The 25079-nt window shown below is 58.7% G+C and carries 30 protein-coding genes; 21 read left to right on the forward strand and 9 right to left on the reverse strand.

All coding sequences use genetic code 11. The annotated features are described in order from the left end of the window. Positions 1-137 precede the first annotated feature (137 nt). Together HNP46_RS31190 and HNP46_RS31195 are read right to left on the reverse strand one after the other, a co-directional pair. Entirely contained in the window at positions 138-731 is a 594-nt protein-coding gene (locus tag HNP46_RS31190; RefSeq protein ID WP_184596863.1) for a hypothetical protein, read from the reverse strand. A 460-nt stretch (positions 732-1191) separates the two neighbouring features. Further along, a complete protein-coding gene (locus tag HNP46_RS31195) occupies positions 1192-1818 on the reverse strand; it encodes a hypothetical protein (protein ID WP_184596864.1) in 627 nt (208 codons plus the stop codon). Between the two features lie 247 nt (positions 1819-2065). Here HNP46_RS31195 and HNP46_RS31200 point away from each other — a divergent pair, with 247 nt between their 5' ends. The 3 genes from HNP46_RS31200 to HNP46_RS31210 all read left to right on the forward strand — a co-directional run bounded on the left by HNP46_RS31200 (position 2066) and on the right by HNP46_RS31210 (position 3121). Next, positions 2066-2248 (forward strand): hypothetical protein, encoded by a 183-nt coding sequence (locus HNP46_RS31200; protein ID WP_184596866.1) that lies wholly within the window; start codon positions 2066-2068, stop codon positions 2246-2248. A 145-nt stretch (positions 2249-2393) separates the two neighbouring features. Beyond that, positions 2394-2651, forward strand: coding sequence for a hypothetical protein (locus HNP46_RS31205; RefSeq protein WP_184596868.1), 258 nt, complete (start codon positions 2394-2396; stop codon positions 2649-2651). Positions 2652-2845: 194 nt separating this feature from the next. Next, entirely contained in the window at positions 2846-3121 is a 276-nt protein-coding gene (locus HNP46_RS31210; RefSeq protein ID WP_184596870.1) for a hypothetical protein, read from the forward strand. Here HNP46_RS31210 and HNP46_RS31215 read toward each other — a convergent pair. Beyond that, on the reverse strand, positions 3118-3327 hold the full coding sequence (locus tag HNP46_RS31215; protein ID WP_184596872.1) for a hypothetical protein: 210 nt from the start codon (positions 3325-3327) through the stop codon (positions 3118-3120). The two genes, HNP46_RS31210 and HNP46_RS31215, sit on opposite strands and share 4 nt — an antisense overlap. Positions 3328-3461: 134 nt before the next feature. Here HNP46_RS31215 and HNP46_RS31220 point away from each other — a divergent pair, with 134 nt between their 5' ends. From HNP46_RS31220 to HNP46_RS31260, 9 genes are all read left to right on the forward strand, one after another. Then, positions 3462-3746, forward strand: coding sequence for a hypothetical protein (locus tag HNP46_RS31220; RefSeq protein WP_184596874.1), 285 nt, complete (start codon positions 3462-3464; stop codon positions 3744-3746). Positions 3747-3813: 67 nt separating this feature from the next. Further along, positions 3814-4161, forward strand: coding sequence for a hypothetical protein (locus HNP46_RS31225; RefSeq protein ID WP_184596876.1), 348 nt, complete (start codon positions 3814-3816; stop codon positions 4159-4161). 112 nt (positions 4162-4273) lie between these two features. Then, positions 4274-4618: a hypothetical protein gene (locus HNP46_RS31230; RefSeq protein WP_184596878.1), complete on the forward strand. Its 345-nt coding sequence runs from the start codon at positions 4274-4276 to the stop codon at positions 4616-4618. Continuing rightward, the gene (locus tag HNP46_RS31235; protein ID WP_184596879.1) at positions 4615-4872 is read left to right on the forward strand and encodes a hypothetical protein; all 258 of its coding nucleotides are present in this window, start codon (positions 4615-4617) and stop codon (positions 4870-4872) included. Before HNP46_RS31230 ends, HNP46_RS31235 begins: the two co-directional genes overlap by 4 nt. Before the next feature lie 9 nt (positions 4873-4881). Beyond that, on the forward strand, positions 4882-5220 hold the full coding sequence (locus HNP46_RS31240) for a hypothetical protein (RefSeq protein ID WP_184596881.1): 339 nt from the start codon (positions 4882-4884) through the stop codon (positions 5218-5220). 45 nt (positions 5221-5265) lie between these two features. Continuing rightward, complete coding sequence (locus HNP46_RS31245; RefSeq protein WP_184596883.1) at positions 5266-5541, forward strand: hypothetical protein; 276 nt, start codon at positions 5266-5268, stop codon at positions 5539-5541. Beyond that, complete coding sequence (locus HNP46_RS31250) at positions 5538-5756, forward strand: hypothetical protein (RefSeq protein WP_184596885.1); 219 nt, start codon at positions 5538-5540, stop codon at positions 5754-5756. The genes HNP46_RS31245 and HNP46_RS31250 overlap by 4 nt, the downstream gene beginning before the upstream one ends. Positions 5757-5838: 82 nt before the next feature. Next, positions 5839-6030: a hypothetical protein gene (locus HNP46_RS31255; RefSeq protein ID WP_184596887.1), complete on the forward strand. Its 192-nt coding sequence runs from the start codon at positions 5839-5841 to the stop codon at positions 6028-6030. Between the two features lie 3 nt (positions 6031-6033). Beyond that, complete coding sequence (locus HNP46_RS31260) at positions 6034-6276, forward strand: hypothetical protein (protein ID WP_184596889.1); 243 nt, start codon at positions 6034-6036, stop codon at positions 6274-6276. Between the two features lie 30 nt (positions 6277-6306). On the opposite strand, the gene HNP46_RS31265 is transcribed toward HNP46_RS31260, so the two are convergent. From HNP46_RS31265 to HNP46_RS31290, 6 genes are all read right to left on the reverse strand, one after another. Further along, on the reverse strand, positions 6307-6489 hold the full coding sequence (locus HNP46_RS31265; RefSeq protein WP_184596897.1) for a ribbon-helix-helix protein, CopG family: 183 nt from the start codon (positions 6487-6489) through the stop codon (positions 6307-6309). A 26-nt stretch (positions 6490-6515) separates the two neighbouring features. Beyond that, positions 6516-6794, reverse strand: a complete 279-nt coding sequence (locus HNP46_RS31270; RefSeq protein WP_184596899.1) for a hypothetical protein — start codon at positions 6792-6794, stop codon at positions 6516-6518. Positions 6795-6892: 98 nt separating this feature from the next. Next, positions 6893-7276, reverse strand: coding sequence for a hypothetical protein (locus HNP46_RS31275; RefSeq protein WP_184596901.1), 384 nt, complete (start codon positions 7274-7276; stop codon positions 6893-6895). Between the two features lie 125 nt (positions 7277-7401). Beyond that, on the reverse strand, positions 7402-7956 hold the full coding sequence (locus tag HNP46_RS31280; RefSeq protein ID WP_184596903.1) for a hypothetical protein: 555 nt from the start codon (positions 7954-7956) through the stop codon (positions 7402-7404). A gap of 10 nt (positions 7957-7966) precedes the next feature. Next, a complete protein-coding gene (locus tag HNP46_RS31285) occupies positions 7967-8533 on the reverse strand; it encodes a hypothetical protein (protein WP_184596905.1) in 567 nt (188 codons plus the stop codon). Next, positions 8530-9114 carry a hypothetical protein gene (locus tag HNP46_RS31290; RefSeq protein ID WP_184596907.1) on the reverse strand — a complete coding sequence of 195 codons (585 nt, stop codon included), beginning with the start codon at positions 9112-9114 and terminating at the stop codon, positions 8530-8532. Before HNP46_RS31290 ends, HNP46_RS31285 begins: the two co-directional genes overlap by 4 nt. A gap of 135 nt (positions 9115-9249) precedes the next feature. Between HNP46_RS31290 and HNP46_RS31295 the strand changes: the two genes are divergently transcribed. From HNP46_RS31295 to HNP46_RS31335, 9 genes are all read left to right on the forward strand, one after another. Continuing rightward, complete coding sequence (locus HNP46_RS31295; protein ID WP_184596909.1) at positions 9250-10983, forward strand: hypothetical protein; 1734 nt, start codon at positions 9250-9252, stop codon at positions 10981-10983. A gap of 11 nt (positions 10984-10994) precedes the next feature. Further along, a complete protein-coding gene (locus HNP46_RS31300; RefSeq protein WP_184596912.1) occupies positions 10995-12782 on the forward strand; it encodes a hypothetical protein in 1788 nt (595 codons plus the stop codon). A gap of 46 nt (positions 12783-12828) precedes the next feature. Continuing rightward, complete coding sequence (locus tag HNP46_RS31305; RefSeq protein ID WP_184596914.1) at positions 12829-14586, forward strand: hypothetical protein; 1758 nt, start codon at positions 12829-12831, stop codon at positions 14584-14586. 8 nt (positions 14587-14594) lie between these two features. After that, positions 14595-16319, forward strand: coding sequence for a hypothetical protein (locus HNP46_RS31310; protein WP_184596916.1), 1725 nt, complete (start codon positions 14595-14597; stop codon positions 16317-16319). Between the two features lie 28 nt (positions 16320-16347). Further along, positions 16348-18069 carry a hypothetical protein gene (locus HNP46_RS31315; protein ID WP_184596918.1) on the forward strand — a complete coding sequence of 574 codons (1722 nt, stop codon included), beginning with the start codon at positions 16348-16350 and terminating at the stop codon, positions 18067-18069. Between the two features lie 51 nt (positions 18070-18120). Then, complete coding sequence (locus HNP46_RS31320; RefSeq protein WP_184596920.1) at positions 18121-19848, forward strand: hypothetical protein; 1728 nt, start codon at positions 18121-18123, stop codon at positions 19846-19848. Beyond that, a complete protein-coding gene (locus HNP46_RS31325) occupies positions 19848-21581 on the forward strand; it encodes a hypothetical protein (RefSeq protein WP_184596922.1) in 1734 nt (577 codons plus the stop codon). Before HNP46_RS31320 ends, HNP46_RS31325 begins: the two co-directional genes overlap by 1 nt. A 53-nt stretch (positions 21582-21634) precedes the next feature. Further along, entirely contained in the window at positions 21635-23308 is a 1674-nt protein-coding gene (locus HNP46_RS31330) for a hypothetical protein (RefSeq protein WP_184596924.1), read from the forward strand. Positions 23309-23383: 75 nt separating this feature from the next. Continuing rightward, complete coding sequence (locus tag HNP46_RS31335; RefSeq protein WP_184596927.1) at positions 23384-25054, forward strand: hypothetical protein; 1671 nt, start codon at positions 23384-23386, stop codon at positions 25052-25054. The last annotated feature ends 25 nt before the right edge of the window (positions 25055-25079 follow it).

Raw genomic sequence — 25079 nt, forward strand, 5'->3', positions numbered from 1 at the left:
CATAGTGGCGCGCCACCTCTAGCTTGAACTTCCCATCATGCCTTGCCATGTGGACCCCTCAGAGTTGGTGTCCAACATCTGGGGGTCAGTTCAATCGGAGGGGCTTTTCCTTTAGCCCTGCGCCAGGTAGACAGCGGTCAGCCTGCAGAGTTGAACCGGATAGCGCCCAGGTTGTTGGCGGCAAACTGGAAGGCCTCGTCGCGGCTAGCGAAGGGCGGGGAAACACTGTTCCTCTGGCCGTTTGACCAGATCACCACCCAGTGTTGGAGCGTGGCATGAGGGTGAGATTTTTGGATCGCCTCCAGGAAGCTCGGGTCAATCAAGGTGACGACACACACCGGTAAGCTGTCGTCTTCTTCCGGCCGCTGGCCTACGGCGAGCTCCTGGGTGAAACCGTGAAAGGTCTTCACGGACGCATAGGGGTAGGCCTCCTCGATCTCCTGCATCTCCAGGATCGCAGTGATGATCGACGACTCGTCCATCGGGTTGTCGCAGAGGTAGGAGGAGTAGCTGCGTATCCAGCAGTGCTTCTCGGCGAGACGGTCGTTGATCTTCTGGAAGCCTTTGCCCAGGCGCTTAGCCAACGATTTCGGAACGAAGATCATGCACGACTCCTTCGGCTCCTTGAGGTCACGCGCCGCCTGCAGCTGCTTGGACAGCCAGGCGCGGTACTCATGGGGTTCGACTCCCTGCGTAGCGTTGAGCAGGAGCATGTTCTTGGGGTCGACCATCGTGATCTCTCGGGCAAAGGAATAGGGCGGAGGGTCGGAGACCACCGCGAGGGATCGACAATATGCAAGAAATTGCAGGCACGCGGAAGCCCTAATTTCTGTGTGTAGCCAGTAGCTATAAGGGTTTGCGGGGAGTGGGTTGTCGATCATCAGCCTGGAAATTTGGCCTGCGTGTTAGGATGCTGTCCCCAGTGTTTTGCTGACCTGCAAGTGCAGGGGTGAGTGCATGGAACGCGTAGTTCGAGAGCAGTCTCTGGTGTGTTCTCCGCGAAGCGGAGGTGGCTGATTGGCCTACTGTCGGTGGTTCCGCGCGACTTGTTTTCCCTGTCACAGTCAGGGGTGAACGCGATTATGAGCAGCGGCGAGCACGACAAGCTGTCTTTTCTCCAGGTTTCTGGAGGTTCCGGGAGGTGGCCTGCCCGGTAGGCGAGAGGGCGGCCATTGCGGCCGCCCCTTTCGTTTAGATCATTGTCGGCTGGGTCTGGAAGCGCACGGCGCCCAGGTTCGCCTTGGCGTAGTCGAATGCAGCTTCCACGGACTTGAACGGCTGGCTGTACACCATGGTTTCCGGAGTTTCACCGCTTACGCAGATCCAGTCGTCAGCCATGGCTTCGGGGTGGTTGAAGCTCATCTCCTGGGCGATCTGAGTGTCGATCTGCACTACCGAGCAGACGATGTCGGTTGCGATGTCCAGGATGGGGTTGGAACCTACAGCGCGCTCGCTGGCAAAGCCGAGGAAGGTGGGAAGCTCAGGGGCGTTGGACTCTGCTTCTTCGGCGGCGACATCCTCGAGGACTTCACGTGCCATATCCAGCAACTCGGCTTCGTCAGTGACAGCCTCAGGAGTTGCCATGACCTGGACGTCTTCAAGCCACTCGTGGTTGCTGATCAGCTTGTTTGTGATGCGGTCGAACTCTTCCATGCCGATATCGTTAGCCAGGGCGGTGGAAAGGAACAGGAAGATGGCCTTCTTGCGCTCAGGCGAGTTGAACTCGGCGAGCAGGTGGTTGCGCATCCAGCTCTTGTAGCCGGCGGCGGTCACGCCGTGGGTTGCGTTGAGCAGGCGGACGTCTTCGATGCTGTACATGCAGTATCTCAGTGAGGGGATGTGTCGGTCGTCTGATGCGCCGAATCCGGCATAATATGCATCAAATTGCAGAAATGCCCAATAGGTGCCTTCGCCTGGGAATGCCCGGTATACGCGGTCTTGATCGAAACGAGGCTTCCCTGGAGAATGAAACGTGTACCGGTCGATCCACGTAGAGCCGGCCGGTCATTGCCATCAACCAGCAGAGGAGACGCAGCCATGGAGTAGAACCCCAGAGGATCTAACCATGTCGCGAACCATCCGCTACAACCCGCGCACGCGTGCCTTCATCCGTGACGGCGTCCCTTTCCGCGCAGCCGGCTCCTGCAACAACAACGGGGGCTGCCCGATTTGCGAAGGAAACCGCCTGCACAAGCACGCCCGCGCGGCAAAACCTCAAGACACGGCATTCCCGCCGACTGAGGAGTGATGACCTGGCTGGCGCTGCTCCTACGGGGCGCGCCAGCTTCCATTTCTGAGAGCATCATGAAGATCCGCAGGACTTGGCCAAATGGGCTGCGCGCCGTCGGCACCAGGTGCTATCTTGAGCTGGCCAGCCGCCCAGGAGACCAGCCATGCACCGAGTACCCGTGATCCAAAACGGCGACCACCAGGAGATACACCTTCCGAGGGAGCTTTTCCTGCCGCATGACCTCCCTGAAGGGCAGACCGAAGGCGAGTTTCTCGTCGAGATCGAGAAGGTCGGCGATACCCTTACCATTCGCCCGCTTTGTTCGGCGCCGAAGCCTTCATGGGACACCCTGTTCGACTTGCCACCAGTAAGCGATGACTTCCTGGAAGAGCGCCCTTCTGTGATCGGCCAGCGCGATTAGTGTCCAAGGCTTGCCGGAGTCGGCTGCCGGGTGGGATCATAGGTGCAACAGGACGCGCAGACCGGTGAAAGCGCCCCTCCGCCCGAAAGGGCCCGCACCACAGAGTGGGATACCTAAGAGAGTCCGGATTTAAGGCCCCGCTTCGGCGGGGCCTCCTCATTGTGCCCAACCGAAGGATGCGACCGAGGCTAGTCATGAAGAAAACCATCGCCGAACACGCCCGAGACGTGCTCCTGGAGCAGAACCTCTTCGAGATCTGCGCAATTGAGGTCGACATCTGCCATGAGGCCTATCGCCGGTCTGGAGGCCGCGTCTCCCATCCCTATGACCGCATCCGCGCTGTCATCCAAGGGGTGCGCGACTCCGAACTGTTCGTGCCCGACGGCTACATCCGAGCCTGCGATAACTCCGGCGAGCGCGAGATCAATCACCCGAACTTCCGACTCGTAGAGGCTGGCGCCAGGGCCTAAGCAGGCGGCAGCTCGTGCTCCTCGTGCATAAACCAGTAGGGCACCGCCACCAGCGGGTCGTCACCCTGCAGGAGCAATATGCTGTCCTGGCGGGCGTTGGTGATGTGCGAGCACAGCGTCAGCACTGCAAGCTCAGACTCGGTTAGGGCGGTGCGGGGGTTCTGTTCCAAGGATTTGGCGAGGATGAAGGCGTCGGAGACTTTCATGGCAAGGCTCGGCTGAGGGTTCCTGCAGCCTACCAGGCCCAGCTGGGGAGGCTCAAATAGTTGGAAATTGCGCTGGCGAAACTGGTTGTCTAGTGTCACAATGGCATGAAGAAAATCATCTCAGGGATACAGGCATGGCCTACGAGAAGATCACCCCGGAACACCCGAGCTACCTCGCGCCTGGCACGGAAGTGAAGTACAACGACCGCTGGATCTTCGAACTTGCGCATCCTGCTGAACGTCGCCGGATGGAAGGCCGTGTGGGTGCAGTCACCGGCTACCGCCAGGGGTCGTTTGACCCCAATGTCCTGTTCCCGAAGGACGGCCGGCGCAAAGAGGTGCGGATCATCGGGCTCGACCGTCAGTACCTGGACGTTGTGCGCAAGCCTGATGATGGCGGGGTGGTTTCCAATGGGTAATGGCCCTGGCGCTTCGGTCTATGTTTCTGAACGCTTGCGCATGGGTTTGGGCCGGGCAAATCGGATCATGTCGGAGCTTCTGGAGCCGGCAGACGACCCCAGCGAGGAATTCCTGGAAGCTAAGAACGATTTCGCTGAGTTCTCATCGAAAGCCTTCGGGGTGATTAACAGGAAGGGTGGCGGCTCGGTGTACATGACCTTCGCGCAGTACTTAGCTGCCGGAGATGTGTCTAGCTACATCGCGGAAGTTTTGGAGAACAACGATCACCCGGAGAACGTTGAGGCTAAGCGTGTCGTTAACGACTTGCTCGATAAGTACACCGTTGCGCGAAAGGCCGTAGCCAAGCGGCAGCACAACAAAGCCACTATGCGCCGGGCCTTGGCAATTGCTGAGCAGATGCTGGCCGAGGGCTGACCGTCAATCCGTCTATCGTGTGCGGGTTGAGTGTGGGTGGGACAGGATTTCGCGGCTGGAACCAGTGGCGCTAGACTGATGCCTCGTCCAACGCAGCCGTAAAGGAAAACGTATGCCGAACTCCCTGACTATCCTCGGTGAACACTTCACCTCCCAGTCCTCTGCGAAGGAATTCTTCGAGAAGATCCGCCAGGCGTTGATGGCCTCTAGCGCAGTGTTGTCTGAGGGTCGTGACTTCGAGCTGCTGCGAGACCTGTATGTTAGCTACTGCAAGGCCACCAACTGGGACTATCCGGGCCCGCCGGTAGGCTTTGTGGTCAAGAACACCGCCCGTGGCTCTGGCCCGAATGGCGGCACCACTCAGTGCTTCTACGTGACCTTCGCTGACGGAACCGAGACCCCATTCTCCGCGCCGAAAGCTATTCAAGCTGTCGCCCAGGCTAAGGACGCGAAATGAACGAAGTTACCAGGGATTTCCCCCAGGAAAACCGCCAGCTGTGGTTGATCCAGGTCTTCGCCGACTCCATGCGAGACGTGCTCGAAGAGGGCGGCCGACTGCCCGTATACGATGATCCTGCCGACAAGACCCCGGCGTCTTTCGTAGACCTGATGCAGCAGTACACCGGGGAGCGCGTTAAGACGTCGGAGCTGGAAGAGCTTGTCGACCTGCTCTCGCCGGCTTTCCCCAACATCAACATCAAGTGGAAGTAGGATTTCACCATGGCCTATAGCGTCACTCCGGAGCAGGTTGCCTCCATCACCGACGTCGAAGTGGCGTTCTCCACCGAACGATTGCTGCCGGCCTGGGATGACATCCCGGACGAATTCAAGATTGGGAACGAGTACACCCGCCTGGTGGAAGCGATCTTCTATGGCCGGCCGTTACCTCAGTGTAATATTGAGATCGCGGACGGCCTTGAGCCCGCGCATGTGCAGCGTTGTACTCAGGCGCACCTCAAGTCTCACGGCCCGAAGCACGAGCACAAAATGGCCGGCGTGGCGTACATGCTGTCCTGCTTCACCAAGCTGTCCCCAGTGAAGGAGTCCGAGGGGGAATAATCCCGGCAGAGGTCTTTGACCCCTCCCTCGAACTAGGAATACACAATGTCGTTCTGGTGGATCGTTCTGGCTGTTGCCGTCGTAGCGTGGGTATCTGCTTTTGCCTATGGATTCTCGATCATGTGGTTTGGAGAGGATCCAAAGTTTGGCAAGCACGATTTTTCCGCATCCCTTGCGACAGGATTCTTCATGTCGACGGTGATGCCGCTTATGCTTTTCATCATGACGGTCGTCGATTTCTTTGATCGCATCCGTCGCATCCGCAGGGAAGTGGCCAGAAAACGCCGTATGGCCCAGCGCGAAAAGGCTGAGCGGGTATGATCATCCTCAAGTTGGTGGTTGTAGCCTGGGTTCTCAGCTTCCTTGGATGCTTCATGGTGTGCTTCTTCGAACGCGACCCTAAGTTCGGTCGGTTCAACTACAAGACCTCCTTCATAGCGGCCGTGGTCTTCGTGACCGTCATTCCCTACATGGAGGTTTCGAAGCTCTTCCGGAAGCTCCGCTCGCACTTCACGCAGGAGCAGAGCGGCAACTGACTTGGCTGCAACCAGAGGGACAGCCGAACAATCAGCCGCCGGCAGTGTAGAATCCGCGCGGCATCACGCTAAGGACGCGAACATGGCAGAACAGACGTACCAGCTTTCCCTAACGCTCTCCGAACTGCTCGAAATGGAGCAGGAGATTAACGCGGCTGAGCGAACTGAACCGGAAGAGATGGCTGCCGTGGATTCGGTCTCCTACAAGATCGGCTTGCTGCTGAACCGCCCATGGGCGCTCAAGAAGCGGGCCGAACTGCAGCAGAAAGGTTGAGAAATGAGCAAGAACTGGAACGAACTGCATTCGGCTGCTGAGCTGGCTGAGTACCTGAAATCCCAAGGCCTGGACTACTGCCTGGTCAACTACGGTGAGGGGCATGCCCTTACCAAGGCCGCTGAAGCCGGCGACTTGGAAGCCTTCCGCGCGGCCGGCGCCAGCATCACGGCTCTGCAGGATGTGAAGGTGGCCGGTCTGGTAGACAAGATTACCGTCGCCCTGGGCGAACACCCCGGCGCCTAATCGAGGCTGCCAGGGAAAGAGAAGGGGGCCTCAGGCCCCCTTGTCGTTTTCGGCGTCTGCCCGCTCGTGGAAGTCCACGAAGGCCTGGAGGGCCTCTTTGATGGCCGTTTCCTTGTCTTTGCCCGTGGCCTGGCAGTACTCCGCCAGTCGGGCCTCAAGCTCGGCATCAAGCTCTACGGTGAGCTCGACTTCCTCGTTGGGAATCTGTGTCATTTGGGCTGTCTTTCTCTCGTACTGGTCTAGGCGTACAGGGCTTCTACGAAATGCCGCATCTGATCGCGGGTTTGCACCAGGAGCTGGGGGCGGCAGGCGAGGGCGAGCAGCACGTCTTTTTCCGTTTGCTTGCCAGCGTGGGCGGCCAATGTCAGCGTCCAGGTGCCCTTGATCTCAGTGATGATCTCGAGAGCGATCTTCTTCCGCTTAGCCTTGTCAGTGACGCCCTCCAGGCGCATCAGGCTCTCCTGGAAATAGGGGTCATGAAGGAGGAGGGCGTCAGCCGCGCGGTTCTTGCTGCACATTGGGCATCCTTGGCAGTTATCTGGTGACAAAATGATACCAAGCGCTGTCGTTCTTTTCCAAGGAAATTGCTGGCGCCTTTCGGCGCCAGCACCTGGTTTCAGCCAATAAGCTCGGCAATTTCCTCAGCAGTTAGGTTCGTATCGCGGTCGTAGGCCAGGCGCTCCGCAACCGCCGGCACCAGCGGAAGCAGTCGCGTCTGGCAACCAGGAGCAAAGGTGCTCTTGCCGCTGATGTAGTAGGACGCACCGCCGAACGCATCGCCCTGGGCCAGGTAGATCCGGGAGGGTTTGTTCTTGGCGGTCATTTTCACCGCGTCGACCCGCGCCAGCCGATAGCGGTTGGTGTTGTGCTGGGTCATGTGCAGGATCAGGGTGTCGCCGGCTTGCGGCGGGTTGTCCAGGAAGTGCTGGCGCGAGGTGTCTTCGTCAAAGCCAAGGCGTTCAGTACGGAGGCGGTCGGCCCAGGTGGTCAGATCGGTCATAGGGTGTCCCTCGTGGTGGTTGTCGGTATTAGTGAGGGTTTTTGCGGGGGCAGCATGATAACGCCCAGGCAGGGCCTAGGCATCATGAGAGTAGAGCTGAGTGCCCAGGGTGTTGGAGGCTTGGCCTAAGCAGGCAGGCTGTCGCGCTTGACCTGTTCGCCGTACATCGCCTGCATCCGGGTGAGCGAAGCGATGCCGGCCTGGGTGGTCAGGAGATCTTCGCCCTGGGCGATGATGTTCGGGTTGGGGTGTGCGCTGACCCAGTTGCGCAGGTGCCCTAGGAGGTTGCTGGCGCGACGCGGGTCAAAATCCGCGCCAAGGGTGGTCGGCGTGCTCAGAAGCGCATGGAGACCCTCCGCAGCGGCCTCTATGCCCAGCAGACTGACGTAGTCGTCGCGGCGCATCAGAACGCCAGTGCTCTTCTCCAGTACCTCGACGTCATCCAGTTCAAGGGAGTACCTACTGTAGGTATGCGTCAGGGCGCGCAGCAGTGGATCGAACAGCTCCCGATTGCTGCCCAGTTCGCTGGCCACACTGATCCGGCAGATGAGCTGCCACGCCCCGTCGTACCTCAGCTTGTCCAGGAGTTCGGCCCGGCCCTGGAACTCGTGCAGCGCCATCTCAGCCGGAATCAGTAGTCGCATCAGGGTGCCGACCTTCTGCGGGGTGTCGATGATCATGCAGTTTTGCTCATTCCGTGCGCCCGTGAAGGGCGTTCATCCTAAGTCGGTGATCCCGGATCTTTTCGTAGCCGGCCTGAATGCGAGCCAAGGACTCCTTGCCCTCTGGAGTACAGGCTGCCTCTTCGCCAAGAGCGGCGAGGTCGTAGAAGGGAGCTGCTTTCAGCCAGGCCTTTGTCTCGCTCCGGAGTCTCCACCTGGCCTTCTCCTCAAGCGGGGGCAGATCAAGACCGAGGAAATGGAATGACACGGTGTGTGCCTTGATCCCCCATATGGCGAAACGATTTTCCAAGCTGTACGAATCGCGGAGCTCCAGGAAGGGCTGCTCAAGCTCGTCCACCGTCCTGGGCGTCAATGACGGCCTCACATACGTGGTGACGACGCCAATGCAGAGGTCAGCAAGGGCATGGTCTTTGGCACGGTGCTCAACCATGCCCTGGCGAAGTAGATGCCATCGTACCCCTTCGTAGCGCGCGCCGCCCAGGTGGTCGGTCGAATTCGCGTACTGGTGGAGGATGAGCTCCAAGGGGATCAACGCGATCATCTGCTCCTCGAGCTCGCTGACGTGCTGGCTCATGGGGCGAAGTCCTGGCTTTCGTCTTTGTAGCAGCTCATGCGGCGCTTGTAGTCCACGTATGCGTCCTTGATCCAACGTAAGATGGTCTGCCCATGGCCGAGCTTGAGCAGCTCTGCCGACATGATGTCCTGGTCTGGAATCGGGTTCGCGACGATCCAGGGCTTGAGCGAAGCCGCAATTTCGCCGGCCCGCACGATGTCAAAGTCCGGGGTGCTGGGGCGTTCTTTCCGGTCGGCCAGGCGCTGCAGGCGCTCAGTGACAGCGCGCACCGCCAGGATGTTCTCGAAGGATGGCTGGCTCGTAAGCTCTTTGAGGTCAACATTGAGACTGTCGAGATCGATATCAAACCGACTTGGAGCTGCGTTCTGGTCTGCGAAGCTCTCGAGGAGATCCCAGTAGAGATCCTTTTTGTCCTTCGGGCCGGTATTCACTGAGATCTTGATTAGGGAAAGCAGCCTTCGGGCACCGCTATAGCGCAAAGCATCGACCTGGGTCTGCCAGTGTTGGTAACGCGTCAGCAGCTCCTGCAGGGGCACCATGCGTTCCATCAGCTTCTGGACGGGCTCGGGGATTTCGCTCATCAGAGTCTCCTTTTGTCGGTTAATGATCCAGCTTGCGCAGGAGCGGCGTCAAATAGGGCCAGGCCGGGCTTCAGCGCCTGGGGGCTCATCATGCACACTGAGAGGGATGAGGCCTTTTTCCGGAAATGACCCACGATGTCCGAGCACGACGAATTCGAATACTCAGATGATAATCCTTACTTTTTCGACTCGTTGCCGGTTGAGCCGCTAGACCCAGATGAAGAGTTCTGGGACAACTTCCGGAAGTCTATCCTGTACTACAGCCCTGACGGCGCCGTGGACGTCTTCGAGAAAAGGGTGCAGGAGGTTCCTGAGCGATACCTGCCTCTGGTGTTTCTCGTAGCCGCGCAGCGCGGGGATCTCGCGCTCTCAACCAGGTTCTTTGCTCGAATGGCTGGTCGGCCATTTTCCGTTCAAAGGAAAAGCCCCTATCTCTTCAAGGTGACGTGGGAGCTCGGTGAGTTCACCCTACCCAAGGACAGGTTGAACGCGAGAACTTTCGCGGGTACACAAAAACTCCAGGACGTTGCCCGGTGTCTGCTCAGCGTCTATTCCCTGACCGGCGACGACTTTAGCGGGGACTCGGCCCTGGCCGAACTCTTGTTCGGCGACAATTACCATAATCTGACAATCAAGCGAGACGGCAAGGTCTACCTTGGTTCTAGTTCTCTCCCTGAGCTGCGCGATGGTGCTCTTCAGAACCCAGGCCTTGTCTATGGTGCTCTCGATCTCGCCCAGAACAACTACCCGGCCGGCTGGTTTGAGGACATTCTCTGCTGGGCCACCCCGGAGATGGCCGCCCTACATCCTGAAGACCTGGTGGCCTACCATTCAGAGCTGAATTTCGTCTCGCGCACGGATGGTCGTAACGACTACCGGCCTCTGAATACGCTCCACCCTGAGTCCGACCACTGCGAGGAAGGTCTTACCCCGGCCGAGTGGAGGCAGCGTAGCCTCAATAATCTGACGCACATCTACTCCAACATGACGATATCCGGAGAGCTGCCTAACAAGTTCGACTCGATGCTGTTCAAGCGTTTTCTAGACCCTGCTGTAAACGATTTCGGGGCAGGTTTCCGTGAGGATCGGGTTCTTTGTAAGACCACTGTCTCGTTCCTCAAGCGCTTCGAAATGCCCCCTCTCGAAGAGGAAGAGCGTAAGCAATGCGCCGAGACTTTGGCTCAAGCCTTTCCACTGGATATCATTCAGGCCCGCAGCGCAGCCGGTGCAGATGCAGCGAGGGGCGCACACATACCTAGCCTCGGTCTTACAGTCCCTGAGCTCGTGGCGAAAGCTGGGGAACTTCCGCTCATTGCCGACATGCTTGCTGAACGCCTTCCTGCGAATGTTCAGGATAGGGTTCTCGAGCTATCCGCCGATCATCCTGTCACTATCCCAGCCTATCTGGCGTTGAGGCGTCGTTTTGATCTCTCTCGGAAGGGCGCAACTGTGCTCTGCCGGCGCCAGGACTCCGATGCTGTGTACTACGATCTGGGTGATTTCACGTTCCCGGTCGGGATAGACCTGACATTCGGTAAAGCGGTTGATTGCGAGGGTCACGAACTCGCAGTGAAGCGGTGCCAGGGCGCCACAATGGATGGGATGGCACTGGATACGCCGGCAGAGCTTCTGCTGGCGCTCTTCAAGGAGCACCAGGGCGCTATCGTCCACGGCGTTGAGTCGACGCACAGGACGATAAGGTTCCTGGCCCAGCGAATGGGTGCCGAGCCTTTCCTGCCGCTGCTCAAGACCGAAGAGGAATGGGAGCTCTGTGAAAGGGTTCTTGGTAAGGACGCCTTCCTGGACTACGCAGATCAGGTGCCCGAAAGCCGGATCACCGGCCTGTCTACTCACGTTTTCGATCTCTGAGGAGCCGGACGATGACTCCAGATGAAGAAATGCTCAATCGAAGGATCAGCTCCTTTGCCCGGAACACCATGGAGAGCCGGAGAAGTTGGTTTGGCCAAGCTACCACGCCGAAATCACTTTCCCAGATTTCCCTTGAGCCTGGCGAGACTCGCAACCTCGATAGCTTCGACCAGAGCGCACTGACGATCCTTTTCGTAGTGGCGCTGGCGTATGGGGATGCACCACTCGCGCATGAACTTGCCCGTCGCCTGAACGGCGTACAGCTTACGGTAGAGCAGAGTGACGAATTTGTCCGTCTCGATGAAACCGAGGAGATGGACGGCGAGGAGATGCCTCCGACCCCGGTGTATTGGGTGAACTCCAAGTATGGCCGGCATCGGATCGACCCCAACTGGCTGCCCATGACTGCGATGGTGATGTGCCGCAATACGGAGTGGTTGCAGGAGCTATGGCGTACCGCGTACCAGATGACCGGCGATGATCTACTGGGTAACACCCCTTTGGCACGCATGCTGATGGATCGGGGCGGTATTCCTGCCATGGAGCATACCAACCGGTACGTTGCCGACTGGGCCGTTCCTCTTCCCATCCTGATCGATGGGCAGGTGAAGTCGCCGGATCTGTTCCTGGCGCTGCTCGACAAGCAGAACCAAGGCTTTCCGGCATCTTGGTTCGACGACGTGCTGTGCTTTGCTACCCCGGAGATGCTTGAGCAGCACTCTAAGCACCTCGCACCCTATGACTGGTTCCTGGAATTTGTTTCGTGCAAGGAAGGGAAGCATAGTAAAGCTACGCCCCTGCAGCTCCATCCTCGGTCGACCTATACCGGCGATGCCGGGCTTGCACCTGAGCAGTGGAGGGCTGACTTCCTAAGCGGCCTCGATCAGTTCGTCTATGGGTTTGAACCAGAGCAGGAGATCGACTACAGCGATGGTGAGCTGATTCGATACTTCGCCAGCAGCCCGGCCAAGATGGCTGCCTGTGCCAGCCAGACCAGGATCTTGTGCCGCACAACGGTGAGCTTCTTGCAGACCCTGGCATGGGAGCAGCCCCAGGAAGAGATCGCAAATACCGCTGCCGGAGAGGCCATCAATGGGTATTTCCCGCACACGCTCATCTGCGACAAAGCCGTAGCCTATGATTCGATTGAGCGTGTAGCGCGCCTGGCTCCAGTCGCCAAGTACCCGAGGGAGCTGCTCAAGGAATTTGCCGACTCCGAAATGACGGCCAGGGTATTCAGGAAGTACGTCCCGCCCCAGGTTATTGATGCACTTGAGGTCAAACTGAGCCAGGACTTCCTCTCGACCCGTGAAGCAAAGGTGTGGAGCCTGGGCTTGGGGAGATCCACTGTAGGGCAGACTGTCACGATTGATCCTCGCTTTGATCTGAGCGGCAAGGACAGCGATGATCTGACTCCCTGGATCGATGAGGGAACGGACGTCACCTTCGCCGGCATCGACAGCCCTGGAACGATTCGCCCGGACTTCGTGCAGTCGGTGCTCCAGCGTTGCAGGGGCCCTGTGTTGTTCGACGGGGTGCCCAGCCATAGCACTCCAGCGGAACTTATGGCGGAGTACACGAAGGAACGCAGGCGTGATGAGCGAACGAGTTCGCGCGCTTTCGCGGTCACGAGTCTGATGCACGCGCACGGGCCGAAAGAATTCCTCCCCTGGATCAAGACCAAAGAAGACTGGGACGCGGCATTCAAGGTCTTCGGGGAGCAGTCCTTCGCCGACGTTCCCGATAGTGTGCCGGACTCCCATATCACCGCTGTGGCGGTAAGCGTCCTGGATCTTTGATAGCCGGCTGGCGCCGGAACAACGAATTGATGGAGTACTGAGCCTCATGGCCAGCAATGAAGGGCTCACCCCGGTCTACAGCGACATCGACGACCAGGACAAGATGACGCGTGCGATGTACCTGGCTGATCATTCTCATCCGTTGGAGGAGGGGGATCGTGAGCTGTTGCGGCAACTCGATCCTCTGGCGGCCGCGCACATGGTTGTTTTCGCTGCACTTCGAGGGCAGTTGGAGGTGGCCAAGGAGGCGTGGTTCGCACTGAGCGGAACGCCCATCGAGTACACCACGTTTTTCGATATGAAGCACCAACCCACGGTTGTGCTTCCGTCAGGTCACAGCGCCAAGATCATGAATGGTGATTTTGGGATGGGCCGGCTCCTCAAATTCCTCGATGACGATGACATTCCTGAGTTCATGAGCCTCATCTATGAAGTCTCCGGCGGGGCTAGCCTTAAGGGCAACACGCTCGGCTGGCCTGAACTGCTCCGTGATGTAGTGAAAAAAACGTCACCGTCCAGGTCGTGCCGGAAGGTGGGTGAGATGGGGCTGGCGCTGCCCAGGCTCACGGCCGAGGCCGTCATTGAGCGGCCAGGCTTGCTTGCCGGCTTGGAGCGCAAGGCGGCCCAGCGCGGAGTTGATCCTGGCTGGTTTGACGACATCCTCATATGGGCCAGTGACCGCCTGCTCGCCAAGTTCCCGGAGGGCCTCAAGCCCCTTATGCCCGTGTTTAACGTCCATGGCGATCTGTATTTGCAGACTGATGACATTCGCACCGGGAAGTCCATTCGTTTGGGTGACCCGAAGCGCAAGCTTGGTCGGGTTCCGAGTATCAAGCGCATCGACTTTGTAGACGTCGGCTTCCGGGGCCTCAATCGAAAAGCCGGCAAGATGGATGAGTACCTGCTGTCCTACTTCCAACCGCACACCCTGTCGGCCATTGAGGCCTCCAAGGACGGGTTCTTCCTGTGCCGCACCACGGTCGGTTTCCTGAAGAAGTTCGAGCGCGAGCTCGATCTGCAGCCAGATCAGTACGACCACGCGCTGGACGCCTACATGCCGCTTCACGCAATTGCGATGTACCACTACTCAGAGATGGGCGGCCCTATAGCCAATAGCCCGGTGCAGGGTGCGAAGGACTTTGCTCGCAATCGGACGCGTCCTGGTCACGAAATGTGGCCGAAGCGGCGAACTATTGAAAACTTTCTGGGGCGGATCGCTAAGCACCCCTGTGAGGTCGAAGCCTTCAGGCGCCTTCTGCCAGAGAAGCTTGGTCAGGCCCTCACCGCTCAATTCGTTGAGGATCGAATCCCCATGGGCTCTTTGCCCGTGATCACTGCCTTGCTCGGCAAAGAGCTTGAGAGGCCAAAACTCAAGTTCTCCGGCACCATCGCTGACATAGATTTCCTGAGTCTCAGCGAGTACGTCCTTCCAGACGGGGCGGACATTCGAGTCTGGATGAAGAAAGAGCAATACGACTTTTTCCTGCCCAAGGTTCTGATGTTTCTCGCACAGCGTGCCGACGGCCGTTACGAGGTGAATGGCCTTGCCAGTGACGCATCTCCGGAGCAGATACTGGACATGATTGCCCAGCACCTGGACGACCGTGGAAGCTACGTAGATATGCCGATTTTCCTGGCGACGGCTAAGGCCAAGGGGTTCGAGTTCTTCGAGGCCCACATTCACACCGACGACCAATGGCGTGCAGCATACAAAACTTTCGGTGTAGCCCCGCTGCAGAAGCACATTGCTGAAGTTCCTGATGACGTAGCCACCAAGATGGCCACCTCGTCTTTCGATTTTTGAGGTCTTAGATGAGCAACTACTCCCTGACTTGGGAAGATGCTTCACAACTACTGAAAGCCCATGCCGCAGAGTGCGTCACGGATGACGTAAGCCTAACTCCGGCGGAGCATGCGGATATCGAGGCAATGGATAGGGTCACCCGAGCCCATGCCCTGGTTATCGCTCTTTTCTGGGGCGACTACCACATGGCACAGGCGCTGTGGCTCGGTATTCAGGACTGCGTTATCCATCTCGAAGCGGATGGAAATCAGCTGAAGGCAACCCTGGTCTCCGGTGAGAGCTTCGATGTCGACATGAAGCTCCTGGAAAAGTATCAAGCGCATGATCTTCTCGACGAGGAGTTCCAGAACGGAGTTCACCTGGAGCTGGTGACCTTGGTTTCCGGGGGTGCTGATCTGCAGAGTGATTCGCCGTGGGGTTTGGTGCTAGAGGGTAGGCACGAAATCGGTTACGACCATAGCGGGAACTACAAGGTAGGAAAAGAAGGCCTGGAGCTTCCGATTCTGTCCGGTGATCACCTGTATCAGCCTGAGTTGCAGGCAGCGATGATGCGCCGCCGGCAGAGAAATGGCATCACTCCATCTTGGATACAAGACACTCTCTGCTGGGCCTCGGCGGAGATGGTGGCTGCCCACCCAGACAGCCTGTTCGCCATGGCGCCCGTCGTTTCCCTGCACCAGGAAACTGCGGACAAGGTGGGCGGCGAGATCAATGTTCGGTCGTCGAGCGGGCTCGCAGTCAGAGGCCCTGTCGTTGTTGGCGAGCATGTGGAGGCAATCCAGGAGGCCAATGTCATCCGGTACGGTTTCACAGGCTACAACGGGTACATTCCGGGGATTCGAGATCACCGGTTGATCCGGTGTTTCATGCCGAACTATCTCCATGCTGCGGCCACGTGCGAGCCAGGGTTCTTGCTCTGTCGTACCACTGTCGATTTCCTAGCCGGCTTCAGCCAGGAGAAAGAGCAGTGCGGGATGGTCTATGACAAAGCCTTGAACGACTACATCCCGATCAGCCTTATGGCCATCAACGCGGCTGAAGCGCGAGGCCGGGTGCTTGCCGCCGAACAAAACACCGAATACACACCTGACGAGTCCCTCAGCATGGTGGTGAAGCCGGTGCGAGCTGAGATCGGTGAGTTCATGGAGATGCTGAACGAGCCGGCCGAGGTTGCAGCTTTCCAGAAGCTCATGACCCCTGAGCATCGTCAGCTGCTTCTCAGGAGTTTCACCGGCAAGTCAGTCTCTGCGGAGACAATGCACGTACTGCGTGACGTGCTGCACCTAGACTTTGTTCCGGAAAAGCTTGGGTTTGACTCGAGCACGAGCGAGATCAGCAACATGGTCGCCCAAGGAATCCGAATCCCTGCCGGCACACAGGTGTTCCTGGCCGGACGCCCGGCTATGGATAGCATGATGCCCAAGCAAATTAGCCAGCTCCTTGGCCAGGCAGATGGGGTGATCTCAATCTGCGGCTTGCCATCGAATGCGGATGCCCCTGCAATTTTCGAGAAAATGAAACAGGAGGAGCTCCTCGGTCTCGATGGAATGAACTGGCCACTGCGCGAGATGGCCAGGCGTCATTCATTCGACGAGTTCCTCCCGCTGCTCAAGAGCAAGGGAGCCTGGCGCATGGCGTTTGAGGTCTGGGGTGCTGATCCCCTGGCGCCTCACATCCACAAAGTGCCAGAGGACGTCCAGACCCGCATGGCAAGCAGCAGCTTCGACATCTGATGGGGCATAGCCCAGGGGGATACGCTCTATGATGACCCAAGACGAAACGCAGGAATTCCTGTTCCAACAGGAGGGGTATGGATTCCGGCTGGTGGCTCAGCGTTACGACTATTTCGTCGAGAATAACTACTGGCAGTCTATGGACGGAATTGCCTTGACGGACTACAGCTGCGTTGAGTGCGCGCAGATGGGAGTCCTGGCCTCCATTCTAGGCGACTACCGGCTGCTGGCCGAGTGTGTCCTGAGCATGAAGGGTGAGCCGATCATCCTGGAATGGGTCGAAGAGAACATCGCAGGGCGGATCGGCGAGGAGACGTTCTGGATACCTTCGGATCTGAACTCCAAGTGGGGGCTAGAGCACCTGGTCGAAAAGAAGTGTGCCCACGACCATCTCAGGATGACCCACCTGCTGGCCGGCGGCGAAAGCCTCGTGAAGGCCGGCCCCTGGGGGCATTTCCTTATTGGTGCGCTGAGCTCCGACGTCTGCGACTTCGAAAACCAGCTGGTCTCCGATGCGAAGCTGCCGCTGCCGGCGCTTGTGGCCGGCAGAGTAGAGGCGGCTGGACTGCTGGATGGCCTGCTCAAACTGGGGAAAAGTCAGGGCAGCGCGGCGGAGTGGTTCGACGACATGCTCTGCTGGGCCTCGCCAGAGATGGTTGCAGCTTATCCGGGCCAGCTTGACCCTTTCGACTCCATCGTCAGGCTGATCGCTGATGGCCCTGAGCACAGTACCAACTACCACACCGTGACGTTGAACGGGCCGGCGTCGAAATGGGAAGTGAACGACATCGAGCAGGTCGGACGTTTGACCTATGGGTTGCTGCCCAAAGATCGTCACGGAAACGGTATCGACTTCGTGCTTGGGCGCAACTTCCTGCCATCAGTCACCGAGGCGGTGTTCAGCGCAAACCCTGTGCTGGTGCTATGCCGTACCTCGGTAGCCTTCCTAGATCAGTTCGCCCGTGAGCCGGCCGGCAACCAGTCTGAATACGACGATGCCCTCAAGAGCTACCTGCCGTTGAACCTGCTGGCGCTGCGGCATATGGAGGCGAACGGCACGGAGCTGGGCAGCGACCCCGCAGTGGAGGTGCGGTACGACTTTGGGCCCAAAGGCATCCTGACTCTGGAGCGCGAAAGCGTTGAGGGGTTCTTGTCGACGAGCACGAACACTCCGGAGGTGGCTCCTGGCATCCAAAAGCTGATCCCGGAGCGGTATCTGCAGGCGATGCTCTACAAAAAGATGGCCGGCAGCATCTCTCCGGATGATGCTGCGCACTTGCGCGATGCATATGGCGCCGACATAACTGGTTCCGTTATCTCGGTGAACCTCTCTGATGAAGAGTTGAAAGCCCTGGAGAAGAAAGCGGTTCTGCTGCGCAGCGACTGCAAGGTGACCTTCAGAGCTTGCGACTACCTCAGTGCTGAGCAGCTTCAGGGTGCCGTCACTCGCGCCAGGGCATTCTTCCAGGGCAGACTGGAGGTGTGTGGCGTCGATATGGACACCGCGACTGAGGCCGAAATTCTAGCCCGCTGGCACGAGCTGCCGGCCGGGCAGATGAGTCTGGCCCATGAAGACCTGCGGGTCGTAGGTCGGATGAGGGGATTCGATGCCTTCCTTCCTGTGCTCAAGGGCCAGGAAGACTGGGCAATGGCCTACCAGTTCTTCGGCGCCGACGCGGTGGAGCCCTATATCGACAGGCTTCCTGACCGGCTGGCCACCAAGATGTGTATGGATGGTTTCTCGATCTGAAGGACGAGTAACCTCAACCTGATACAGGGCCTTACCCTCGGAAGTACTTCCATGCTCGATAGTGAAGACACGTACCTGTTCCTGCAGGCGCAGGATTCCGAGGTCTATGACCTGATCTTCTGCCGATATGGGCATTTTCTGGAGCACGAATGGCCGGGCGCTTCTGAGAGTGATCTCGAAGGGCTGACCATCAGCGACTACGCCCAGGCTGGGGTACTGGCTGCGCTTCTTGGCGACTACGAACTCCTTGTTCAGTGCGTGCTGGCGCTCAAGGGGGAGCCGGTATTGCTGACCTACCAAGGCGACGTGATGCACTGCAGCGTTGGCGGCGGGCAGCCCATTGAGATCCCAGCCAATCTTAATTCCGAAGAGGGCATGGTCAAGCTGGCCGACAACGACCTGGTCTCCGATCACCTGAAGATGGTTCGGCTGCTGTCCGGCGGTGACAGTCTGGTTGCCGGCAGTCCGTGGGGCCATTTCCTGCGTGGGGCTGCCAGCCAGTATGTGTTCGACGGAAACAACCATGGCGTGGCTACAGCTCAGTTGCCGATCCCTGAGTTTCGCGCTCGCGCCGTGGCCGATTCCGGGCTACTTGAGGGCTTGATCCGGAAAGGACAGCAGGACGGCAACGACCCGGCCTGGTTCGACGATCTGCTGTGCTGGGGCAGCGCCGAGATGTTGTCTGCCCATCCGGAGAACCTTCAGCCGTATGACGTTGTTTTTCGCCTGTTCGACAAGGAGAAGGATGGCGGTGCCGATATCTGCCTGACCCTTACCGGCCCGGCCGGCGAAGAAGAGCGGGACTCGCTTCCTCGGGTGATGGGGGTTCACTACGGAATGCTACCCGTGGGGCGCCCTGGCAACGCTATCGACCAGTGCCTGGAACGCAACTTCCTGGGTAGCACGCTGGCGCACTGTGCCGATGCCGGCCCAGATCGAGTGCTCTGCCGTACCACTGCGAGTTTCCTGCAGTCTTTCCCGCGCACCCCGGTGGTCAACCAGGCCGCCTATGATGAGGCCCTCGAGAACTACCTTCCGGTTCAGTTGCTGGGGCTCCGGCACATGGTGGCCACAGGCACCCAGCTGGCGACCAATCCTGAGGTCGATGCCGGCGATCACCTTTGTGCCGAGGCGACGGTGAGCCTGGCCCGCGTTCCAATGAGCAAGTTTTTTGAGCAGGCTATGGTCTGGAAGGGCGCAGCGTCAGCCCTGCGCCGGCTCATTCCGGCTCAGTACCTGGAAGGGATGCTCAATTACCAGGTAATTCAGTCGCTTCATACCCGCAAGGGCCTCGATCTGATGTGCCATCTCCGTGATGCCTACGACTTCGACGCTACTGGTTCCAGGATCAATATCCCCCTGGAGATCGGCGAGTTCGAAGTCCTCGCGAAGAAGAAGCTCTCGCTGGCTGGCGACTGGAGCGTCAACTTCACCCAGGGCACCGACCTCAGCGACAAGGAGGTTAAGCAAACTCTCACTCGCGCCAGGGCCTTCTTCCAGGGCAAGATTGAGGTAGGTGGTGTTGATTTCGAAGCCTCGCCGGCAGAAATCCTGCAGGCCTGGCATGCTGCGGTGAGCAGCAACAGCTTTGATGCGCTCAAGAACCTGAAGCTCCTGGCCAAGTCCCGGACGTTCGAAGAGTTCAGGCCGGCGCTACAGTCCAGAGAGGACTGGGGCGTCGCCTACGAGGTATTTGGTTCGGAAGTGATGGAGCCCTATGTCGATAGGCTCCCAGACAGATTGGCCACAAGAATGGCCGTACAAGGGTTCGAGATCTGATGGCACGCAAACAAGAAAAAGACGAGCTCCGTGGCGAAACGCTGCTGAGCAATCTCCCTCATACCCCAGCCAACTCGATCATCCGGCAGCGGATTTCCTTCATCCACTACGGCTGGCCAGAGATCAACCCTGACGTCATTCAGCAGATGTCCAAGCTTTCCGACGTCGAGCTGGCGCAGGTCGGTACTGCCGCCGCGTTGTTGGGTGACCAGCGTATTGGGAAGCTGGCAGTCGAGAAGTTGGACGGCAAGACGGTGGTTCTTGAGCAGCGTGGAGATGAGGTCTGGGGCCGTCTGGGCGACCACGAGCCGTTCCTGGTGCCGGCCGAGATGTGCAAGCTGTTGGCCGTGAAGGCGGTGGACTTCCATTTCGACAAGCTCGATTTGCTGGTGCAGACCAGAAAGTTGTTTGGCGGCGCCGACCTCCTTGGGCGCGGCCCGCATGGGGGTTTCCTGGAGAAGTGCATCCCAGAGGAGTTGGAAGATAAACACCTGCCACCCTTCGCGAAGAGCCGGCTCCCTCTGCCGGCGCTGGAAGATGACATCGTCAGCACCCCTGGACTCCTCGAAGTGCTCCTGGCTAAAGGGGCTGGTGAGGGTGTCGATCCGGGCTGGTTCGACGACATCCTGTGCACAGCTCCAGTCGATATGGTTGATGCCTATAGAGGTAAGCTCATCCCGCTAAATGCCACGGCGCGCCTGCTTGGTACTGTTGCTGGTTCGAGCGATGAGAAGAGTGTGACCCTCGTAGGCGAGAGGGGCCAAAATGAGGTTGCAAGGCTAGATTCGGCCACTGAGTTCGAAATCGGGCTGCAGTCCGACGGTAAGCCGCTGAACGCCATCGACTTCAGTCTGGTCTACATGTTCTGCGGGTACGAGGCCCCAGCTGCACTTAGTGTCCCTGAGGGGCATGTGCTGTGTAGGACTTCGGCACGCTTCCTGGACAGTTTCCCGCGAGAGCCAGAGCCGGAGTTCGATCTCTACGCGTCGCTTCTCAAGGATTACCTGCCGCTTCCGCTCCTTGGAATCAAGTACCAGGTAGCGAACGGCCGCCGCCTGGGTACAGCACGCAAGTCAGAGCTCGAAAATAAGTACTCCGTAGCGGGGGTTTGTCTCCCATCGGTTATGCCGGCACATTCTGCGATCTATTCAGCCCTTGGTAACCCGGCCATGACTGAAAAGATCAAGCAGGCTACATCGCAAAGGGCTCTTCGTGCGCTTGTGGAGGGAGCAGGAGGTTGCTGGGTTACCGCGCGTGAGTTCCAGAACCTTGCTTTGAACTACGGCTATGTCTCGCGCTTCAAGACAGTGCAGCTTGACCTGGAGGGTCATGAGGTCGCGATGCTGGAGAGGAATGGCCTCCGGATGCCGGGCGCCAATTTCGTTGTTTCGTCCTGGGCTGAACACCGACTAAACGATGTGGCAGCTCTCCTATTCCGCCGCACCTTGGCAATGACGGATGGCCCCTCGACCCTCAATGATCTCCCTACTGACATGGCGGCAGGCGATCTGTATGCCCTCTGGAAGCGCGCAAGACACCCTGTGGTGCGTTTCTTGATGCTCACCCAGGGGATACAGGCTATGGCGCCAGCTTTCGTCACCAGGGGCGATTGGGAGGCCGCCGCTGATATCTTCGGCGCCGATGTTGTGGATGCCTTCGATCCTACGCTGCAGGCAAGAGTCGCTCGGAAGCCAACGGCTGACGGCCCAGGCTTATATCTACGAGAGCCATGATTAAAACGCTGGACATGTAGCCCGGCTCTGACGAGATAACCACGGAACGCCTGATGTCTAAAAAGATAACCCCTGACCAGCTGCTTGAAGACCGTCTGAGCGGTCTATTAGAAAAGTTCAGTTACGACCCGCTAACAGATGCCCAGCGTCGGGCTGTGCTGGCGATGAGTCCAGGTGAGTTGGGGCTTACCGGGACTCTTGCAGCGTTCAAGGGTGACACTCAGCTGCTGGCTTGTGTGCGCGATCAGCTCAGTGCAGTTCCTGTAGCACTTGAGTTCGCTGGGGCTGGCATTCGCGGCACCCTCGCGACAGGGGAGAGCTTCACCCTCGGCCTGAATGAAGGCACCGAATGGTGGACTTGTACTGCACTGGCGACCGAGGAACTGATGCGCCTGATCCGGGAGTTCTCGGGCGGGGAAAGTCTTCTGACTAGCTCGCCATGGGCTTTGATGCTGCAAAACGCCTACTCGCACCAGCGTGACGATGCCGGCGACATCGGGCAGGTCGACACGCCTCTGCCAATTCTTGTGGGTGGCCGGGTGCTCCAGTCAGGCCTTCTCACCGCGTTTGAACAGAGAGCTGTCTGTGGCTCCGACCCTGCCTGGTTTGACGACATTCTGTGCTGGGCAAGTCTTGATCAGATTGAGCAGCACAGCACTGACCTTCTCCCACTGGATGGTGTGTTTCATGTGGTGGGAGAGGGCAAGGACGGGGGTGATGAGGTGGTCGGGGTACGGGGAGGCCTCTGCAATGGAGCAGTGGAGGTCGAGCATGTCTCGACCATTCGCGAGATCAAGGTCGGGTACATGGGGCTAGGCCGTGCTGCGGACATTATCGACTATGAGCTGGTAATGGACTTCTTTGGGCACAACCTCCGGTCGCTTGTGCTCTCCGGCGATGGTCTGAAGCTCTGCCGGACAAAGGTGTCCTTCCTGGCGGGCTTTACTCGCGATCAGGATTCGAGCGTTGCGCACCTCCAGGAGCGCTTCAAGGAGTACTTCCCGATCAGGCTGTTGTCGGCCAGGGCCAACCAGGCGCTCGGCATCGAGTTGGGTACTGACGACATCTCCCCGGATGGTAACGACAACCTGACTGGGATCATGGAGTTACAGTCCTTCTCTCCGAAAGATTTCATGAGAATGATCATCCAAGACACCGACTCACGAACACCGATAAAGGAGATGCTTCCACCTCAGTTGATCGAGCAGATCTTTTTTGAGGGATATCAGGAGACCCGCGTACAGGCGCATACGATGGCCGAGCTGTCTGAGCTATTCGGCATTGCGCCAAGCAACCCCCGCCTGTACGTCTCGCTCGCGATGAAGGAAACAGGGGAATTGCATCAGACTACCAAGCTCCCGGCTGGTAGTGATCTTGATCTTGGGCCCGTTGGATTCGGGGATGTCGAATGTGAGGCCAAGCGGTACGCGGGGCTTCTGGAGCGCCTGGAGGGGGCGGTCACCTATGGGGGCATTCCTTCCACTTCGTCTCCGCGCGAAATCCTCCAAAGCTACAGCTCTCAGGACGGGTTGAGCCCGAGCCAGCGCTGGGCGCTGATACAGATGGGGCGGAGCGCTGGTATCGCCGCCTTCGATGAACTCAAAGATGTCGACGGCTACTGGGACATGGTTCTCGACATCTTCGGCATCGATGCGGTCGCGCCCAACATCGGAGAGGTAGACGACCGTGTTGCCACCAGGGCCATGACCATGAGCCTCGATCTCTAGCCTTCACCACTCGACAAAATGATTGACGCCTGGCCGGCTGCCTGGCGCAGAACCTACAACGATGGTCTATTCCAGATGAGCAAGATCACCCCGAAGCAGCTGATTGAAGAACGCGAGGCGGTCGTGGAGCAGCTGGGGTGCTATCCGGTTACTACCCATGCGGACAAGCTCGCCATAGATGCGATGGCTCCCGCCGATCTCGGTTTGACGGGCGTGCTGGCGGCATTCAAGGGTGACAAGGATGTCCTCGCGATTGTCCGTAAGAGACTGGGTGTAATCCCGGTATCTCTTTCCTTCGATGGAGGGGAAATAGCGGGGGCCTTGGCTTCCGGAGAGAACTTTAGGCTTCCCTTGGGATACTGCTTGTCGAACCAGTGGTGGCAATGGGATCGAACTGATCTCGAAGAGCTCATGCGATTGATTTTGGAGCTATCAGGTGGTGAGGAACTCATCTCGAAATCCCCTTGGGGACTGATCCTTCAGCCACTGTATGAACATGACCTCGAGTACGCGAGTGAAATTGGTCAGCGGAATACGCCCCTTCCAGTGCTCTGCGCGGGGCGAGTCATGCAGTCTGGGGTGCTCCAAGCCCTGCGCGAGAAGGTGATCCCCGGCTTTTCTGCTTCCTGGTTCGATGACACCCTCTGCTGGGCGACCTCGGAGGAGATTGCCCTTCATGGGGAGCACCTGCTGCCCCTGGACGGGGTATTCCAGGTAGAAGGGGTGACTGCCGGCGGAAAGAGGGAGGTCATCAGGATTCGCGGGGCTCTCCCTGATGGAGTTGACGAGGTTGCTGGCGTTTCGACCATCGATTCGATCCGGTTTGGTTTCGAAGGGCTTGGCCGAGATGCAAACATTCTGGACTCCGAGCTGATCAAGCACTTTTTGGGAACCGAGTATTCGGCGCTATGCCTTTCGAACGATGGCCTGAGGCTCTGCAGGACAACTGTGTCGTTCCTCTCGCAGTTCATGTGGGATGAGGTGGCCGACATAAAGCCCTACCTAGACCGGGTGGAGACGTATTTCCCGATGAAGCTTATCTCTGCCAAGGCAAACCAGGCCTTGGGAGTAAGTCTGGGCTCAGAAACCTACGACCCAGACGCCGGAAACATGTTGACGGGAATCCTGACGGCCAGAGAGGTCACTCCTCAGCAAGTTTTCGAGGTCATGGCGCTACGGCCGGTTGAGCGCGCATCGCTCAAGAAAATGTTGCCCCAGACCCTCAGTGCGCAGATTGTCCGCCAGGGAAACCAGAAAGCACGCTATAGCCCCGAGATCATGCAGCGGTTGATGAGCAGCTTGGACGTAGCACTTCCGAACTTGCGGTTGAACATCTCAATGTCCAACGTCCAGCCAACAACCGACGCTGAGCAGGTTGGTATCCCGGCCGGCAGCGACCTTCAGTTCCATAGCTTCGAAAGGGAAAGCGAACGCATGAGCGCCAAGCGATTTTCAGACCTGCTGGCGCGTTGCGAAGGCCCTGTAACCTTCGAAGGCATACCTTCGGATGCGGGCCCTGTGGAGATCCTGCGGCTCTACACCGAACGGAAGCTGAGCGCCAGCCAGCAGTGGGCAATGACCGAAATGGCTCGCCGTGTTGGTTTGGAGGCCTTCGAGCCTCACCTGGGCGCCGGATATTGGGACGCTGCGATGGACTTCTTCGGTGCCGATGCGGTGGCGCCGCATATCGCTGACGTGGAAGATCGCGTTGCTACCAGGGCTATGACCCTGGGCCTGGATCTGTAGCCTGCCAGCGTGGCGCCGGCCACGT

Origin of the sequence: Pseudomonas nitroreducens (genome assembly GCF_014204515.1) — a bacterium.
GTDB classification, from domain to species: Bacteria; Pseudomonadota; Gammaproteobacteria; order Pseudomonadales; family Pseudomonadaceae; genus Pseudomonas; species Pseudomonas nitritireducens_A.

Bases quoted from the DNA above. Each gene is read 5' to 3' on its own strand.
- HNP46_RS31190 (WP_184596863.1), bottom strand. From the start codon at position 731: ATGGTCGACCCCAAGAACATGCTCCTGCTCAACGCTACGCAGGGAGTC.
- HNP46_RS31195 (WP_184596864.1), bottom strand. From the start codon at position 1,818: ATGTACAGCATCGAAGACGTCCGCCTGCTCAACGCAACCCACGGCGTG.
- HNP46_RS31200 (WP_184596866.1), top strand. From the start codon at position 2,066: ATGTCGCGAACCATCCGCTACAACCCGCGCACGCGTGCCTTCATCCGT.
- HNP46_RS31205 (WP_184596868.1), top strand. From the start codon at position 2,394: ATGCACCGAGTACCCGTGATCCAAAACGGCGACCACCAGGAGATACAC.
- HNP46_RS31210 (WP_184596870.1), top strand. From the start codon at position 2,846: ATGAAGAAAACCATCGCCGAACACGCCCGAGACGTGCTCCTGGAGCAG.
- HNP46_RS31215 (WP_184596872.1), bottom strand. From the start codon at position 3,327: ATGAAAGTCTCCGACGCCTTCATCCTCGCCAAATCCTTGGAACAGAAC.
- HNP46_RS31220 (WP_184596874.1), top strand. From the start codon at position 3,462: ATGGCCTACGAGAAGATCACCCCGGAACACCCGAGCTACCTCGCGCCT.
- HNP46_RS31225 (WP_184596876.1), top strand. From the start codon at position 3,814: ATGTCGGAGCTTCTGGAGCCGGCAGACGACCCCAGCGAGGAATTCCTG.
- HNP46_RS31230 (WP_184596878.1), top strand. From the start codon at position 4,274: ATGCCGAACTCCCTGACTATCCTCGGTGAACACTTCACCTCCCAGTCC.
- HNP46_RS31235 (WP_184596879.1), top strand. From the start codon at position 4,615: ATGAACGAAGTTACCAGGGATTTCCCCCAGGAAAACCGCCAGCTGTGG.
- HNP46_RS31240 (WP_184596881.1), top strand. From the start codon at position 4,882: ATGGCCTATAGCGTCACTCCGGAGCAGGTTGCCTCCATCACCGACGTC.
- HNP46_RS31245 (WP_184596883.1), top strand. From the start codon at position 5,266: ATGTCGTTCTGGTGGATCGTTCTGGCTGTTGCCGTCGTAGCGTGGGTA.
- HNP46_RS31250 (WP_184596885.1), top strand. From the start codon at position 5,538: ATGATCATCCTCAAGTTGGTGGTTGTAGCCTGGGTTCTCAGCTTCCTT.
- HNP46_RS31255 (WP_184596887.1), top strand. From the start codon at position 5,839: ATGGCAGAACAGACGTACCAGCTTTCCCTAACGCTCTCCGAACTGCTC.
- HNP46_RS31260 (WP_184596889.1), top strand. From the start codon at position 6,034: ATGAGCAAGAACTGGAACGAACTGCATTCGGCTGCTGAGCTGGCTGAG.
- HNP46_RS31265 (WP_184596897.1), bottom strand. From the start codon at position 6,489: ATGACACAGATTCCCAACGAGGAAGTCGAGCTCACCGTAGAGCTTGAT.
- HNP46_RS31270 (WP_184596899.1), bottom strand. From the start codon at position 6,794: ATGTGCAGCAAGAACCGCGCGGCTGACGCCCTCCTCCTTCATGACCCC.
- HNP46_RS31275 (WP_184596901.1), bottom strand. From the start codon at position 7,276: ATGACCGATCTGACCACCTGGGCCGACCGCCTCCGTACTGAACGCCTT.
- HNP46_RS31280 (WP_184596903.1), bottom strand. From the start codon at position 7,956: ATGATCATCGACACCCCGCAGAAGGTCGGCACCCTGATGCGACTACTG.
- HNP46_RS31285 (WP_184596905.1), bottom strand. From the start codon at position 8,533: ATGAGCCAGCACGTCAGCGAGCTCGAGGAGCAGATGATCGCGTTGATC.
- HNP46_RS31290 (WP_184596907.1), bottom strand. From the start codon at position 9,114: ATGAGCGAAATCCCCGAGCCCGTCCAGAAGCTGATGGAACGCATGGTG.
- HNP46_RS31295 (WP_184596909.1), top strand. From the start codon at position 9,250: ATGTCCGAGCACGACGAATTCGAATACTCAGATGATAATCCTTACTTT.
- HNP46_RS31300 (WP_184596912.1), top strand. From the start codon at position 10,995: ATGACTCCAGATGAAGAAATGCTCAATCGAAGGATCAGCTCCTTTGCC.
- HNP46_RS31305 (WP_184596914.1), top strand. From the start codon at position 12,829: ATGGCCAGCAATGAAGGGCTCACCCCGGTCTACAGCGACATCGACGAC.
- HNP46_RS31310 (WP_184596916.1), top strand. From the start codon at position 14,595: ATGAGCAACTACTCCCTGACTTGGGAAGATGCTTCACAACTACTGAAA.
- HNP46_RS31315 (WP_184596918.1), top strand. From the start codon at position 16,348: ATGATGACCCAAGACGAAACGCAGGAATTCCTGTTCCAACAGGAGGGG.
- HNP46_RS31320 (WP_184596920.1), top strand. From the start codon at position 18,121: ATGCTCGATAGTGAAGACACGTACCTGTTCCTGCAGGCGCAGGATTCC.
- HNP46_RS31325 (WP_184596922.1), top strand. From the start codon at position 19,848: ATGGCACGCAAACAAGAAAAAGACGAGCTCCGTGGCGAAACGCTGCTG.
- HNP46_RS31330 (WP_184596924.1), top strand. From the start codon at position 21,635: ATGTCTAAAAAGATAACCCCTGACCAGCTGCTTGAAGACCGTCTGAGC.
- HNP46_RS31335 (WP_184596927.1), top strand. From the start codon at position 23,384: ATGAGCAAGATCACCCCGAAGCAGCTGATTGAAGAACGCGAGGCGGTC.